Source organism: Pantoea agglomerans (assembly GCF_021397715.1).
Classification (GTDB): Bacteria; Pseudomonadota; Gammaproteobacteria; order Enterobacterales; family Enterobacteriaceae; genus Pantoea; species Pantoea astica.
The window spans coordinates 2,960,751-2,975,680 of record NZ_CP090207.1 but is presented as its reverse complement, the minus strand read 5'-3'; the positions used below and the strand labels follow the sequence as shown (position 1 = coordinate 2,975,680).

The following is a 14,930-nucleotide window of genomic DNA, read 5'->3' as shown; positions in this document are numbered from 1 at the left end:
GCAGAGGCTCTCCTGATCGGACGGAATTACTGTGAGGTGCCGTCGGTTTTGGTATTCACGTCACCGCCACCTTCTTTGGTCTGGACTTTTTTATTGATGTTCGGGCATTTGCCATCTTTACACTGGCTGTTCTGGTCGATTTCATTCGCAGACATATTACCGCTGCTGGTATTGCTGCCAGAAGTTGCCGGATTCGTGTTGGTGCCGGTGTTATTAATATTGCTGTTATCAACATTATTCGGTGGCAGATTTTCTTTCGCACCGCCCGCCGCTGCGCCTGCATCGGCAGCCTGGTTAGCCGTACCATTGTTGCCGCTCGCCGCCATGGCTGCGCCGCTGCTCAGAGTCATCGCTGCTGTCAAAAAGAGTAAGGCAAACTTTTTCATCATTATGCTCCCGTTAATTAATGAAGTTGCTGCTTCAAGCCCAGAGGTGCAATTTGGATAAAAAGGTCCCGTACGAAATAAAATTCGCCGGTTGGCTTAAACAGGGTGATTTAATCGGGTAAGCAGTCCGTTTATCAGTGCCTACCATTAAAAAGTCTAGACGCTAACCCGATTAATGCAAATATCACCCGAACATTTAACCCGTAGCGGGAATTTACACCCCTGGCGCTTCGGGCTACATTGGACAGGTTGTGCCCGGCGCGCGCTGGGCCTGAAATAATATGGAATCAGTATGAATTACCAGAACGATGATTTACGCATCAAAGAGATTAAAGAGCTGCTGCCGCCGGTTGCGCTGCTGGAAAAATTCCCGGCCACCGATCGGGCTGCCGAAACAGTTTCACAGGCGCGTCAGGCTATTCATCAGATCCTTCAGGGTCAGGACGATCGTCTGCTGGTGGTGATCGGGCCGTGCTCGATTCACGACACCGAAGCCGCGAAAGAGTACGCCGCCCGACTGCTGACGCTGCGCGACGAGCTGAAAGGCGAGCTGGAAGTGGTCATGCGGGTCTATTTTGAAAAGCCGCGCACCACGGTGGGCTGGAAAGGGCTGATCAATGACCCTTACATGGATGGCACTTTCCAGCTGAACGACGGACTGCGTCTGGCGCGTAAACTGCTGCTGGAGATCAACGACAGTGGGTTACCGGCGGCCGGCGAGTTCCTCGATATGATCACCCCACAATATGTGGCCGATCTGATGAGCTGGGGCGCGATTGGTGCCCGTACCACCGAGTCTCAGGTACACCGTGAGCTGGCGTCGGGCCTCTCCTGCCCGGTGGGCTTTAAAAACGGTACCGACGGCACCATCAAAGTCGCCATCGACGCGATCAACGCTGCCGGTTCGCCGCACTGTTTCCTGTCGGTCACCAAATATGGTCACTCGGCGATTGTCGAAACCAGCGGTAACGCGGATTGCCACATCATTCTGCGCGGCGGTAAAGAGCCAAACTACAGCGCGCAGCACGTCAGCGAAGTCAAAGCCGGACTGGCGAAAGCGGGCCTGCCGCAGCAGGTGATGATCGACTTCAGCCACGCCAACAGCAGCAAGCAGTTCCAGCGGCAGATGGTTGTGGCGGAAGATGTGGCGCAGCAGATGAGCAACGGTGAGCGGGCAATTATCGGCGTGATGATTGAGAGCCACCTGGTAGAAGGCAACCAGAGCCTGGAGAGCGGCGAGCCGCTGGTCTACGGCAAAAGCGTCACTGACGCCTGCATCGGCTGGGATGACACCGACAAAGTGTTACGCCAGTTAGCGGCAGCGGTAAAACAGCGTCGCGGCTAAAGGAAGCACGCATGAAAAAGGCCAGACTTGCGTCTGGCCTTTTGGCGTTTTAGCGCAGAATTACTTCGCTTTACCCTGATTCGCAACGGCTGCGGCTTTCGCTGCAATCTCGTCGGCATCACCCAGGTAGTAACGCTTCAGCGGTTTGAAGTTTTCATCGAACTCATACACCAGCGGTACGCCGGTAGGGATGTTCAGTTCGAGGATTTCATCTTCGCTCAGGTTATCGAGATATTTCACCAGCGCACGCAGTGAGTTGCCGTGTGCGGCGATAATCACTTTCTCACCGCTTTTGATGCGCGGCAGAATGGTGTCGTTCCAGTAAGGAATCACGCGATCGATGGTCAGCGCCAGGCTTTCGGTGGTTGGCAGCTGCTCTGGGGTCAGTTTCGCATAACGCGGATCATGGCCCGGGAAACGCTCATCTGAACGATCCAGCTCTGGCGGGGTAACGGCAAAGCCGCGACGCCACTGCTTAACCTGCTCGTCGCCATATTTCGCGGCGGTTTCTGCTTTATCCAGACCCTGCAGCGCACCGTAGTGACGCTCGTTCAGACGCCAGGTTTTTTCGACCGGCAGCCAGGCCTGATCCAGCTCATCCAGCACGTTCCACAGGGTGTGAATCGCACGCTTCAGTACTGAGGTGTAAGCAAAATCAAACACAAAGCCTTCTTTCTTCAGCAGTTGACCCGCTGATTTGGCTTCGCCACGACCTTTTTCAGAAAGGTCAACATCATACCAACCGGTAAAGCGGTTTTCGTTGTTCCACTGGCTTTCGCCGTGACGCACCAGAACCAGCTTAGTTACAGCCATAGCTTAACTCCTTAATACTGTGATGTTTCTGTGAGAATGGAAACCTGCTGCTGCCAGCCCGTTCAACGAGCCAATTGCGCCATACCATAACGGAAAAGCGGGCAGCACGTAAGCCTGTCGGCAACGCACTGCGCGTTTTTCAGCCGGTGACTCAGCGCGGCGTGAAGCGATAACGCGTCACCGATTCCCAGCGATCTCCCGGCTGCAGCCAGCAATCAGGCTGCGGCCATTCCGCATGATTAGGCGAGTCCGGTAAAAATTCACTCTCCAGCGCAATGCCCTGGAAAGCAGTATAGCTCTCCTGCTCACGGGCACGGGTGCCAGCCAGATAGTTAGCCGAGTAAAACTGCAGCGCCGGCGCGGAGGTGGTGACGCTAAGCTGCAGTTTGCCATCTTCCGACCAGAGTTCAGCCGCGGGCTGAGTGGCGTCGCCGGCGCTGTTAAGCAGGAAGGCGTGATCATAGCCCTTCACCGCACGCTGATCGTCGTCGGCGAGGAAATCCTGCGCCACCGGTTTGGCCTGACGGAAATCGAAACTGGTGCCTGCCACCGCTTTCAGTGGCGCATTCGGAATCCCGTCGCTGTCGACAGGCAGGTAACTGTCGGCGTGCAGTTGTAAGCGATGCTGACGCGCGTCGCCATGATGCGCATCAAGGTTAAAGTAAGCGTGGTTGGTGAGGTTGACCGGACAGGCCTGATCGCAGCGCGCTTCATACTGAATGCTCAGGCAGTTATCGTCATCCAGCTGATAGCGCAGATCGGCAATCAGATTGCCCGGATAACCCTGATCGCCATCCGGCGAATCCAGCCGATAGTGCACTTCAGTTTCCGACTGGCTGACGATTTGCCAGCGACGTTTATCAAACCCTTCCGGGCCGCCGTGCAGCTGATGCGGGCCCTGATTGGCCACCAGCTGACGGTTCAGTTTATTCAGCGTCGCTCCGGCGATGCGGTTGGCATAACGGCCCACCGTGGCGCCCAGATAGGCATCCTGGTGCAGATAGTCAGAGGGCGTGGCACAGCCGAGCAGTGCCTCACGGACCGTGCCATCCTGCATCGGCACCCGGGCCGACAGCCAGGTTGCGCCCCAGTCCATAAAGGTCACCAGCATGCCGTTCGCATTGCGCAGCACGGTGATGCGCCACGGTTGCCCGTCCGGCGCATGAGAATTAACGTCGTTTAGCATAGGCCAGCTCCCGCTGAGGCTTTACAAACGTAGAAGGTCTCTTTGATGCCGGTCGCTGCTTCATACTGCTCTGCTACGGCGGCTTTCACCTGATCAACCAGATCGAGCGGCATCAGCGCCACGATACAGCCGCCAAAGCCACCGCCGGTCATGCGCACACCGCCGCGCTCGCCAATCTGCGCTTTCACGATCTCAACCAGGGTGTCGATCGGTGGCACGGTGATCTCGAAATCATTGCGCATCGATGCGTGAGATTCGGCCATCAGCTGGCCCATGCGCGTCAGGTCGCCACGGGTCAGCGCATCGGCGGCTTCCAGGGTACGGGCATTTTCCGTCAGTACGTGGCGCACACGCTTCGCCACCTGCGGATCAAGCTGCGACTGCGCAGCTTCAAATTCAGCCAGTTCGACATCACGCAGCGCTGGTTTATTGAAGAAGCGCGCACCGGTTTCACACTGCTGACGACGGGTGTTGTACTCGCTACCTACCAGCGTACGGCGGAAGTTAGAGTTGATGATCACCACCGCGATATCTTCCGGCATTGAGACCGGGCGGGTCCCCAGCGTGCGGCAATCGAGCAGCATGGCGTGATCTTTCTGGCCCAGCGCCGAGATCAGCTGATCCATGATACCGCAGTTACAGCCGACGAACTGGTTCTCAGCTTCCTGACCGTTGACCGCAATCGCCGCGCCGTCCAGCGGCAGATTGTAGAGCTGCTGCACCACGGTGCCGACCGCCACTTCCAGCGAGGCTGATGAACTCAGGCCCGCGCCCTGCGGCACGTTGCCGCTGATCACCATATCGATGCCGCCGAAATCGGCGTGGCGCTGTTGCAGGTGTTTCACCACGCCGCGCACATAGTTGGCCCACATCGGCTGCTCCAGGCTGCGGATCTCTTCATCCAGCGAGAAGCTGTCTTCAGCGTTGTCGTAATCGACCGCTACCACCCGGATCTGACGATCGTCACGGCGCGCGCAGGCGATCACCGTCTGATAATCGATGGCGCACGGCAGCACAAAGCCATCGTTATAATCGGTATGTTCACCGATCAGGTTAACGCGGCCCGGAGCCTGAATGGTGTGGGTCGGCGCGTAGCCAAAAGTGTCGGAGAAGACCTGCTGCGTGATGGTTTTTAAGCTCATTATTGTGCCTCACGGAAGTGAACGTCGCTGACAGAACGCAGACGTTCCGCCGCCTGTTCCGCCGTTAAATCGCGTTGGGTTTCGGCCAGCATTTCATAGCCAACCATAAATTTACGTACCGTTGCTGAACGCAGCAGCGGCGGATAGAAGTGAGCATGCAACTGCCAGTGATCGTTGGCTTCACCGTTGAACGGTGCGCCGTGCCAGCCCATCGAGTAGGGGAAGGAGCACTGGAACAGGTTGTCGTAGCGGCTGGTCAACAGCTTGATCGCTTTAGCCAGATCGCTGCGTTGCGCCTCGTTCAGATCGGTCAGACGTTGAACGTGTGCTTTCGGCAACAGCAGGGTTTCGAACGGCCACGCCGCCCACCACGGCACCACGGCCAGCCAGTGATCGGTCTCGACCACGGTGCGGCTGCCATCCTGCTGTTCACGGGCGAGATAATCGACCAGCATCGGTGAGCCATGCTTCGCAAAATAGGCGCGCTGATGATCGTCTTCGCGCTGCGCTTCATTCGGCAGGAAGCTGTTAGCCCAAATCTGGCCGTGCGGATGAGGATTAGAGCAGCCCATCGCTGCGCCTTTGTTTTCGAACACCTGCACCCACGGATAGTGCTGACCGAGATCGGCGGTCTGTTCCTGCCAGGTGCGTACGACTTCCTCCAGCGCGCTTAACGACATCTCCGGCAGCGTTTTGCTGTGATCCGGCGAAAAGCAGATCACCCGACTGGTGCCGCGCGCGCTTTCACAGCGCATCAGCAGATCGTCGCTCTCTGGCGCGTCTGGCGTGTCGGTCATCAGTGCGGCAAAGTCATTGGTAAAGACATAAGTGCCGGTATAGTCAGGATTTTTGTCACCGGTGATGCGGGTATTGCCCGCACACAGGAAGCAATCGGGATCGTGCGCCGGTAAGGTATTGACCGCCGGGGTCTCCTGCGCGCCTTGCCACGGACGTTTTGCCCGATGGGGTGAAACGAGAATCCATTGATCAATCAGTGGATTGTAACGGCGATGCGGGTGATCGACCGGGTTAAATTTTTCCATGTTGAATCCTGGTAAGCGTCAAAAGCCAAAGAGGCATCGGTAAAAAGTAGCACATCAGCGCGCCCGAAAGCGTGATCAAGTCTGGATAAATGGTATCGTTTACACAAGCTGAATATTCTCATTTCGTGGCATTGTGACGGAATTGCAGGCGGGAAAGCGCAGGGTAAGTGGTAGCGGTTACATCTGAGGGTGAAGCAGACGCCGTCTGACCGGCGTCTGGCCGATTTATTTCAGCTGCTGCTGCGGGTAGTGATAGCCGCCGTCACCGGCAACAAAACTCAGACGGTGCGTGATGCACTGCGGCGCATCTTCGGCATGATGTGAGACAAACAGTAGCTGAGTGCGACCTTCGCCAATCAGCACATCGATAAAACGCCGTACCAGCTGACGGTTGATCGGATCGAGTCCCTGCAGCGGCTCATCCAGAATGAGCAGCGTCGGATGCTTCACCAGCGCGCGGGCAATCAATACCAGCCGCTGTTGTCCCCACGACAGGCTGTGAAAGGGCGCATCCGCCAGCGCATTGTTCATCCCGAGCAGCGCCAGCCATTGCCGGGCCAGCGCCTTCTGACGGTCTGACGCGGCCTGATAAAGACCAATCGAATCGAAAAAGCCTGACAGGATCACCGTCAGCACGTTGACGCTGACGCGATAATCGAGATGCAGGCTGCTGCTGACATAGCCAATATGCTGCTTGATCTCCCAGATGGTTTCACCACTGCCGCGCCGGCGACCAAACAAGGTCAGGTCGTTGCTGTAGCCTTGGGGATGATCGCCGGTCACCAGGCTGAGCAGGGTTGATTTACCGGCGCCGTTGGGGCCGATAATCTGCCAGTGCTCACCGGCATTGACCTGCCAGTTCAGCCCGTCGATCACCGGCCGATCGTGATAAGAGACCACGCCGTTGCGCAGAATCACGCGCGGCGCATCATCCGCCAGCGACGGCAGCTGATCCGGCGCATCTGCTTCCGGCAGCGCCATCCCCAGCAGTTGTTCACTGTGCGCCAGCTGCGCCACCAGCGCTTCGGCTAAAATGGTCTGGCGCGGGCCGATATGGGTGAGGGTACACTCCGCCAGTACTCCAATCTGCTGTATGTACTCGGGAATATCATCAAAGCGGTTGAGCACCAGCACCAGAGTAAAGTCGGGATGCTGCAGGCTGCGTAAGGTCCCGGTCAGGCTGGCGCGTGACGCCACATCCAGCCCGTCAAACGGCTCATCCAGAATTAACAGATCCGGCTGCTGCATCAGCGCCTGGCAGAGCAGCGTCTTGCGGGTTTCGCCGGTGGAGAGATATTTGAAGCGGCGCGTCAGTAACTGCTCGATGCCAAACTGGCGGGCCAGCTGTGTACAGCGTTCCGGCTGCTGCATTTCCGCCTGGATCACCTCAGCCACGGTCAGGCCGGTATCCTCTTCACCTTCACTGAGCAGGTCGGTGTTGTTGCGCTGCCACTCATCGGCGACCAGCTTTTGCAACTGCTCCAGCGACAGTCGCGTCGGACGCTGGAAATCACTGCTGACCGAGCCCGCCAGCGGCGACAACTCGCCAGAGAGGACGCGCGCCAGTGATGACTTGCCGCTGCCGTTGGCACCGACAAAGGCCCAGCTCTCGCCACGCTGAAGCTGAACCTCATTCAGGGTCAAAACCCGGGTATCGCTAAGACGAAACGTGCCTTGCGAAATCTGCAATGAAGCCATGATCTGTTCCATTTTTTGCATCGTGTTACTGTGTTGTAACCACTGGATGCGATGAAGTCAAATCAGCCGGGGAAAATCATACCAGGGTGGCGACGATAGCGTGTTCCGCGTCAAAATGGGCGATGACCGGGTCGCCAGGCTGCAGGTTCTGCTGCTGCAACGCAACATTGCTCAGCGTCGCGCACAGGGTTTCTCCGCTGGCAAGCTGCATCAGCAGCTCACTGAACTGTTCGCCAGGCTCTATGGCGCTGACGGTCGCCGCCAGCTGATTGTCGCCGTCGCCGGCCTGGCGGCTGACCCGAATCCAGGGCGCCTTAATCAACAGCAGCACCTCTTTGCCGGCAGCCAGCTGCAGGCGATCGGCACTGCGCTGGGTCAGCGCCACCCGGAGTTCGGTGACGCCGTCAGCCAGTAAAATCCTGAGATGCTGCACCACCGACTGCGCATCGTTGCTGATCACGGTGCCAAACAGCTGATTCCGGGCGCTGGTTTGCAGTGAGAAGCGCGCAATGGCGGCCAGCAGACTGTCGAGCGGCAGCGCATCCTGTTGCAGGGCGTCAAACGCTTTTTGCTGGATCTGCTCCATCAGCTGAAACAGCTGAATCAGCCGTTCACCGTAGCGCGTCAGGGTAGCGCCGCCACCGCCTTTGCCGCCGGTGGCGCGTGCCACCAGCGTCTCATCCGCCAGCTGGTTCATCTCATTGATCGCATCCCAGGCACTTTTGTAACTGATGCCCGCCAGCTTTGCGCCCTGACTGATTGAACCGGTTTGCTGCACGCGTTTCAGCAGTTCGATGCGGCGCGGATCGGCAAACAGTTTTTGCTGTAAACGAATATGGAGGGAAAGTTCGGCTTGCATAGCGACTCCGGCAAAGGGTTAAGGCGTATCTGCGCGATGATAGCGGCGTTTCGTGACCAAAGTAAAAGCACGAAAAGGGCTGCGCAAAATTTTGCTGACCCGTTACAATCACTTTTTTGTTCGCAGAGTGAGACGCTCCATGCTGGAATTACTTAAAAGCCTCGCCATAGCTGTGCTTATGGTCCCTGTCGTCATGGCGCTGATGTTAGGTATGATCTATGGCCTGGGTGAAGTGTTTAACGTCATCTCAAAATTTGGTCATCGCGAAAAATCTTCAGCCCGTTCGCACAATTAATTGCCTGTCACGCCCGCCTTTGTGCGGGCGTGCTGCTTTCTGCTACCGCTACCTCCACTTCCACTCATCCTTCTGCTAAAACTGCCGATAAATTAATAACACTGCCGGAACGGGCGTTGTATTATCCGTTACACAACGAATAACCGGAGAAGATCATGTCTTTACTACAGTACCGCTGGGGAATCGCCGCACTGGTGACCGTTTCACTGACGGGCCAGGCGCTGGCGGCGGAAAAAGTGACCGTCTTTGCTGCCGCCTCGCTGACCAACGCCCTGCAGGATATCGCCCATGACTATCAACAGCAGACCGGCGTCACGGTGGTCTCATCGTTCGCCTCCTCCTCGACGCTGGCGCGCCAGATAGAGCAGGGCGCGCCAGCTGACCTGTTTATCTCCGCCGATCAGCAGTGGATGGATGATGCGGTGGCGAAAAAGAGCGTTAACACCGGCAGCCGTTACACGCTGCTGGGCAACGATCTGGTGCTGGTGGCACCGCGCGGCGCGGCGGCGAAGAAGGTTGAGCTGAATCAGCAGACCGACTGGAAAACGCTGCTGCACGGAGAGCGTCTGGCGGTAGGCGATCCCGACCATGTTCCGGCCGGTATTTACGCCAAAGAGGCGCTACAGAAGCTCGGTGCCTGGCAAACGGTTGAACCGGTGCTGGCACCGGCAAATAATGTGCGGGCCGCACTGGCGCTGGTTGAGCGTAATGAGACACCCTATGGCATTGTGTACGGTTCCGATGCAGTCGCCAGTGCGAAAGTGCAGGTAGTGGGACGATTCCCGGCCTCCAGTCACAAACCGGTAGAATATCCGATGGCGATCGTTAAAGATCGCGACAATGCCGCCGTTAACGCTTTTTATCACTACCTGAAAGGACCGCAAGCAGCGGTCGTGTTTAAACATTACGGATTCACACCAACGAAATGATACTCAGCGATCCCGAATGGCAGGCGGTAGTGCTCAGCCTGAAAGTCTCTGGCATTGCCGTGCTGGGCAGCCTGCCGTTCGGCATCCTGATGGCGTGGATTCTGGTGCGCTGCCGTTTTCCCGGTAAAGCGCTGCTCGACAGCCTGATTCATCTGCCGCTGGTGCTGCCGCCGGTGGTGGTCGGCTATCTGCTGCTGATCGGCCTGGGACGACGCGGCATCATCGGTGAAAAACTCTATGACTGGTTCGGCTTCAGTTTTGCCTTTAGCTGGCGCGGCGCAGCGCTGGCGTCGGCGGTGATTGCGTTTCCGCTGATGGTACGCGCCATTCGCCTGGCGCTGGAAGCGGTCGATATCCGGCTGGAGCAGGCCGCACGCACCCTGGGTGCCGGACGCTGGCGGGTATTCTTTACTATCACGCTGCCGCTGACTCTGCCAGGCGTTATCGTCGGCACGGTGCTGGCCTTTGCGCGATCGCTGGGGGAGTTCGGTGCCACCATTACTTTTGTCTCTAATATTCCCGGCGAGACGCGCACCATACCGCTGGCGATGTACAGCCTGATTGAAACGCCAGGCGCAGAAGGCGCCGCCGCGCGGCTGTGTGTGATTGCCATCGTGCTGGCACTGGCGTCGTTACTGGCGTCAGAATGGCTGGCGCGACTGGGCCGTAAGCGGATGGGGAACTGATGCTGTCACTGAATTTTATCCAGCAGCAGGGCGATCATCGGCTGACGATTGACCTGCAAATCCCTGCTAAGGGCATCACCGCCATTTTCGGCGTGTCGGGTGCCGGTAAAACCTCGTTAATCAACGCCATCAGCGGGCTGACGCAGCCACAGCATGGCCGGATAGAGTTGCGCGATCGGGTGCTGTTTGATGCAGAACAGCAGATTTCGCTGCCGCCGGAAAAGCGCCGGATTGGCTATGTGTTTCAGGATGCGCGGCTGTTTCCACACTATCGGGTGCGCGGCAATCTGCAATATGGCATGGCCCCGGCGATGAAAGCGCAGTTCGACTCGCTGGTCTCCCTGCTGGGTCTGGAGCCATTGCTGTCGCGCTTTCCGCTGTCGCTGTCGGGCGGTGAAAAGCAGCGGGTGGCGATTGGCCGGGCGTTACTGACCGCGCCGGATATGTTGCTGCTGGATGAGCCGCTGGCGTCGCTGGATGTGCCGCGTAAACGCGAGCTGATGCCTTATCTGCAAAAACTGGAGAAGCAGGTGGAGATCCCGATGCTCTACGTGTCGCACAGCCTGGAAGAGATCCTGCATCTGGCGGATAACGTGCTGGTGCTGGATAACGGTAGCGTGAAAGCGTTTGGCCCGCTGGAGCGGGTCTGGAGCAGCAGCGCGATGCGACCGTGGCTGCCAGTCAGCGAGCTGAGCAGCGTGTTGCGGGTACAGGTGCTGGAGCAGCATCCTGACTATCCGATGACCGCCCTGTCGCTGGGTGATCAGCATATCTGGGTCAGCCGCATCCATCAGCCGCTGAAAACGCCTCTGCGGATTCGTATCGCCTCGGCCGATGTCTCGCTGGCGCTGCAGCCGCCGCACAATACTTCCATCCGCAATATCCTGCCGGCACAGGTGGTGGAGCTGGTAGAGGTCGGCGATCAGGTGGAGGTGAAGCTGCGCATCGGCATCAGTGAACTCTGGGCGCGCATTACGCCGTGGGCGCGGGATGAGCTGGGCATTCGGCCAGATCAGTGGCTCTATGCCCAGATAAAAAGCGTTTCGGTGACGCCCTGATGACTAAATGTACTGATAATTCGTTATTTTTTAATGAAATTATTTAATGGGTCTCTGTTTTTCTGACTTGCTTCGGATGTTTTATTGAGTAGGGTTCTGACACCTCTGAACAGAGAGCGTGGGTTCTTGCTTTCTTCTCTGGTTGTCGTGAAGAGAAGAAGTGGAAAGCCGACATTAATAATCTGATGAGTATTGATATTCAATTCCCTGTCAGGAAGGGTGATACCGACCAGACGTTTAAACCAAATTAAAATGTGAAACCTTTTGGTGGCCCCGAACCGTTACCAGAGGGATTCTGCAAAACTTTCTGTGGTTCAGGGCAACGCCCTATAAAATGGCTTTCACCGTGCTTCTGTTTGGTGGCCTGGATGACATCACTATGCATCAATCAAAGAAGCGTTTGATTCGGGTGGCAGAGCAGCGTGGTCAATAGCGCTATATGTCCCGGAATCGTCTATAACTTCAATCCATGTTCTTTGCAGTATTTAACACTGTATACTTCTGATAAAAGATTTTCGACTTCAGGTACGGTCAGTGCAAATACGGCATCACGGGCGAAATATCCAAAATGACGCACGACTAAAAACACTGGCTCTTGTGTTTTCAGATCATTCTCTTCACCGTATTCCAGAATATCATTGTAACGTCCACCAATGACCTTTTGCTTTGTTTCCTGACGCTGAATAAAGGGTTGTTTAGACCAGGCCAGAAATTCAAAAAAAGGTGCGGTGTTTTCCGTGATTCGACTATCTGTATAGATAAAGGGAAGCGCAACATAGTCGTAGCCCAGGTCAACGACAAATTGCACAAAGGAGAGGTCGTCCGGCACTTTCATGGGATAAACTTTAGGCGCGTAGGGAGCAACGATTGAGCCATCAATGAAAGAATAATAATGCACATCACTGGCGTAGCGGGTTAAATGACCAACCTGTAACGATGTACAACCCGTGAGCATCAATGATAATAAAAGCAGAGCCTTGTTGAATCTATTTTTAAACATATCCCATACCTACAGATAAATAAGGGTTATCGGCAGGTGAAAAATAAGCTTTAGCGTTTTTTAATTGAAAGTGGTGGGCGGCCTGATATCAAATAGCTTTATATCTTTCTTATGGCGGCACTGTTTTTTGATATTTTTCCGTCATCAATACTGGTGTCAGCTTTAATGACTATTTATGTCACATTGCTTTATATCAATGTCAGGTGTTTAAAGGTTAAGAGTGAATAATAAAATGCAGGGCTTATTTAATAAAAGATTAATAAGGGCTTGAATGTATACAGACCCTCCTCAGAGTCATGTTGCGTTATCTATTGTTTTATCCCTGCGTTAAAATTTGCTTTTTGCTTCTCAACGCATTAAATGAAACAGACCCTTTTTCATCGGGTCAATGCCGGGCGCGCATTACGCCGTGGGCGCCGGATAAGCTGGGCATTCGGCCCGATCAATGGCTCTATGCCCGGCTACAAAGCGTCCCGGTGACGCCCTGATTACAACACGTACTGATAGAGGGTTTCGGCGATACCGGGCTCGAGGTTAGTGCCGATCACTTTTTTCGCCCGCGCTTTGATCGCTTCATCAGCATTGCCCATCACCACGCCCAGACCGGCGGTTTCCAGCATACTGAGATCGTTATAGTTATCACCGAAGGCGATCACATCGGACATGCTCAGCCCCAGCGATTCCACCCACTGCGCCAGTCGCTTGCCTTTGCTGTTGCCGCCTTTGGCGATATCGACCTGATCGTGCCACGACCATTCGCAGGCCAGACCCAGTTCCGCCTCGACTTTGCTGGCAAACTGCTGCAGTTCGGGAATGTTGGGATGTGACAGCGCAAATTTCCAGATGGAATCCGCTTCACGCGCGGCCTGCGCCAGATCGGGTACCTGCCGGAACACCGGGCGCTGGTGCGGCGGCAGCGATTCAGCCCAGTTGAGTGTGCGGGTAACGTGACCGGTCGGCGTCTGATAGAGCATCGCATCATCGACATACAGCAGGCCGTGAATCCGCTGCTGATCCAGCATCTCAATCACCTGCAGCGCCAGCTGGGTGTCGAGCGGATCGGCGGCCAGCACCTTTTTCGCCTGATAGTCATACAGATAGGTACCGTTACAGCAGATGGCTGGCGTATCGAGCTCCAACGCCTGATAAAAAGGGTGAATGGCGCAGTGGTGGCGTCCGGTCACGATAGCGACGTGAATGCCCGCCTCGCGCGCTTTTTTCAGCGCCTCGACAGACTGCGGCAGAATGGTTTTGGCGGGTGTTAATAGCGTGCCATCGAGGTCGAGGGCAATTACACGGTAGCTCATTAATCCTTCCGTTCGGGTAGCGTAGCGAAGCCTCAAGTCTACACCTGACCGCGGTCGCGAGACAAAAAACCGGGCACAAATGATTCCAGCATGGCAAAAACGCGCTACAGTGACTCACAGATCATCATCAGGCAGCCAAAAAGGAGAATGCATGAAACAAGTTGTCTACACCGCCAGTCCCGAGAGCCAGCAGATCCACGTCTGGCAGATGAATGAAGAGGGTGCGCTGACGCTGCTTCAGGTGACCGATGTCGCTGGCCAGGTTCAGCCCATGGTGGTGAGTCCGAACCGCGAATTTCTCTATGTCGGCGTGCGCCCCAATTTTCGCGTGCTGGCGTTCCGCATCGCCGCTGACGGCACCCTGACGGAAGCCGGACAGGCACCGCTGCCGGGCAGCCCGACCCATATCTCTACCGATCGCAACGGTAAGTTCCTGTTCTGCGGCTCCTATAATGACGCCTGCGTCAGCGTCAGCCCGATTGGCGAGGATGGCGTGCCACAGGCACCGCTGCAGGTGATTCACGGACTGGAAGGGTGCCACTCGGCCAATATCGACCTGGCTAACCAGACACTCTACGTACCGGCGCTGAAACAGGATCGCATCTGCCTGTTTGCGCTGGGTGACGACGGCCAGCTGACGCCACGCCCGCAGGCGCAGGTCACCACCGTCGACGGTGCCGGTCCGCGCCACATGCAGTTCCATCCGAACGGTCACTACGCCTATTGCGTCAATGAACTCGACAGCACGGTCGACGTCTGGGCGTTAGATAATGAAGATGGCGAAGTTGAGAGCGTACAGACGCTGGACATGATGCCGGCTGATTTCAGCGGAACCCGCTGGGCCGCAGATATTCATCTGACGCCGGATGGCCGTTTCCTCTACGCCTGTGACCGCACCAGCAGCACGCTGGCGGTGTTCAGCGTCAGTGAAGATGGCGGACAGCTGACGCTGCAAGGTTTCCAGCCAACTGAAACCCAGCCGCGCGGCTTTAATATCGATCACAGCGGACAGTATCTGGTGGCGGCGGGGCAGAAATCCCATCACATTGAGGTCTATCGCATCACTGAACCACAGGGACTGTTACAGCCGCTGGGACGCTATGCGGTCGGACAGGGTCCGATGTGGGTCGTGGTACATCAGTTGCAGGCGTAACGCTGCAATTTAACGCCTCTCCCGGCTGGG

15 protein-coding genes are annotated in these 14,930 nt (G+C 56.4%); 6 read left to right on the top strand and 9 right to left on the bottom strand.

Annotation, left to right across the window (positions count from 1 at the left end):
- Positions 1 to 26: 26 nt before the first annotated feature.
- Positions 27 to 389 (bottom strand): YbgS-like family protein, encoded by a 363-nt coding sequence (locus LZU96_RS14060; RefSeq protein WP_233984873.1) that lies wholly within the window; start codon positions 387 to 389, stop codon positions 27 to 29.
- A 289-nt stretch (positions 390 to 678) separates the two neighbouring features.
- Between LZU96_RS14060 and aroG the strand changes: the two genes are divergently transcribed.
- Complete coding sequence (aroG, locus tag LZU96_RS14055) at positions 679 to 1,731, top strand: 3-deoxy-7-phosphoheptulonate synthase AroG (protein WP_233984872.1); 1,053 nt, start codon at positions 679 to 681, stop codon at positions 1,729 to 1,731.
- Positions 1,732 to 1,791: 60 nt separating this feature from the next.
- Here the strand turns inward: aroG and gpmA are convergent, their stop codons facing one another.
- The 6 genes from gpmA to modE all read right to left on the bottom strand — a co-directional run bounded on the left by gpmA (position 1,792) and on the right by modE (position 8,472).
- Positions 1,792 to 2,544 (bottom strand): 2,3-diphosphoglycerate-dependent phosphoglycerate mutase, encoded by a 753-nt coding sequence (gene gpmA / locus LZU96_RS14050; protein WP_233984871.1) that lies wholly within the window; start codon positions 2,542 to 2,544, stop codon positions 1,792 to 1,794.
- 151 nt (positions 2,545 to 2,695) lie between these two features.
- Positions 2,696 to 3,730 carry a galactose-1-epimerase gene (gene galM, locus LZU96_RS14045; RefSeq protein ID WP_233984870.1) on the bottom strand — a complete coding sequence of 345 codons (1,035 nt, stop codon included), beginning with the start codon at positions 3,728 to 3,730 and terminating at the stop codon, positions 2,696 to 2,698.
- The gene (galK, locus tag LZU96_RS14040; RefSeq protein ID WP_233984869.1) at positions 3,724 to 4,872 is read right to left on the bottom strand and encodes a galactokinase; all 1,149 of its coding nucleotides are present in this window, start codon (positions 4,870 to 4,872) and stop codon (positions 3,724 to 3,726) included. Before galK ends, galM begins: the two co-directional genes overlap by 7 nt.
- Positions 4,872 to 5,915 carry a galactose-1-phosphate uridylyltransferase gene (gene galT / locus LZU96_RS14035; protein WP_233984868.1) on the bottom strand — a complete coding sequence of 348 codons (1,044 nt, stop codon included), beginning with the start codon at positions 5,913 to 5,915 and terminating at the stop codon, positions 4,872 to 4,874. The genes galK and galT overlap by 1 nt, the downstream gene beginning before the upstream one ends.
- 225 nt (positions 5,916 to 6,140) lie before the next feature.
- The gene (gene modF / locus LZU96_RS14030) at positions 6,141 to 7,613 is read right to left on the bottom strand and encodes a molybdate ABC transporter ATP-binding protein ModF (RefSeq protein ID WP_233984867.1); all 1,473 of its coding nucleotides are present in this window, start codon (positions 7,611 to 7,613) and stop codon (positions 6,141 to 6,143) included.
- A 76-nt stretch (positions 7,614 to 7,689) separates the two neighbouring features.
- Positions 7,690 to 8,472, bottom strand: coding sequence for a molybdenum-dependent transcriptional regulator (gene modE, locus LZU96_RS14025; RefSeq protein WP_233984866.1), 783 nt, complete (start codon positions 8,470 to 8,472; stop codon positions 7,690 to 7,692).
- Between the two features lie 139 nt (positions 8,473 to 8,611).
- On the opposite strand from modE, the gene LZU96_RS14020 reads away from it, so the two are divergent.
- From LZU96_RS14020 to modC, 4 genes are all read left to right on the top strand, one after another.
- Entirely contained in the window at positions 8,612 to 8,767 is a 156-nt protein-coding gene (locus tag LZU96_RS14020; RefSeq protein WP_233988206.1) for an AcrZ family multidrug efflux pump-associated protein, read from the top strand.
- A 155-nt stretch (positions 8,768 to 8,922) separates the two neighbouring features.
- The gene (gene modA, locus LZU96_RS14015) at positions 8,923 to 9,696 is read left to right on the top strand and encodes a molybdate ABC transporter substrate-binding protein (RefSeq protein WP_233984865.1); all 774 of its coding nucleotides are present in this window, start codon (positions 8,923 to 8,925) and stop codon (positions 9,694 to 9,696) included.
- A complete protein-coding gene (gene modB, locus LZU96_RS14010) occupies positions 9,693 to 10,382 on the top strand; it encodes a molybdate ABC transporter permease subunit (RefSeq protein ID WP_233984864.1) in 690 nt (229 codons plus the stop codon). Before modA ends, modB begins: the two co-directional genes overlap by 4 nt.
- Positions 10,382 to 11,440, top strand: coding sequence for a molybdenum ABC transporter ATP-binding protein ModC (modC, locus tag LZU96_RS14005; protein WP_233984863.1), 1,059 nt, complete (start codon positions 10,382 to 10,384; stop codon positions 11,438 to 11,440). Before modB ends, modC begins: the two co-directional genes overlap by 1 nt.
- A 454-nt stretch (positions 11,441 to 11,894) precedes the next feature.
- Here the strand turns inward: modC and LZU96_RS14000 are convergent, their stop codons facing one another.
- A complete protein-coding gene (locus tag LZU96_RS14000) occupies positions 11,895 to 12,440 on the bottom strand; it encodes a hypothetical protein (protein ID WP_233984862.1) in 546 nt (181 codons plus the stop codon).
- A gap of 488 nt (positions 12,441 to 12,928) precedes the next feature.
- Positions 12,929 to 13,747 carry a pyridoxal phosphatase gene (locus LZU96_RS13995; protein ID WP_233984861.1) on the bottom strand — a complete coding sequence of 273 codons (819 nt, stop codon included), beginning with the start codon at positions 13,745 to 13,747 and terminating at the stop codon, positions 12,929 to 12,931.
- Between the two features lie 151 nt (positions 13,748 to 13,898).
- Between LZU96_RS13995 and pgl the strand changes: the two genes are divergently transcribed.
- The gene (pgl, locus tag LZU96_RS13990) at positions 13,899 to 14,900 is read left to right on the top strand and encodes a 6-phosphogluconolactonase (RefSeq protein ID WP_094119428.1); all 1,002 of its coding nucleotides are present in this window, start codon (positions 13,899 to 13,901) and stop codon (positions 14,898 to 14,900) included.
- Positions 14,901 to 14,930: the final 30 nt, after the last annotated feature.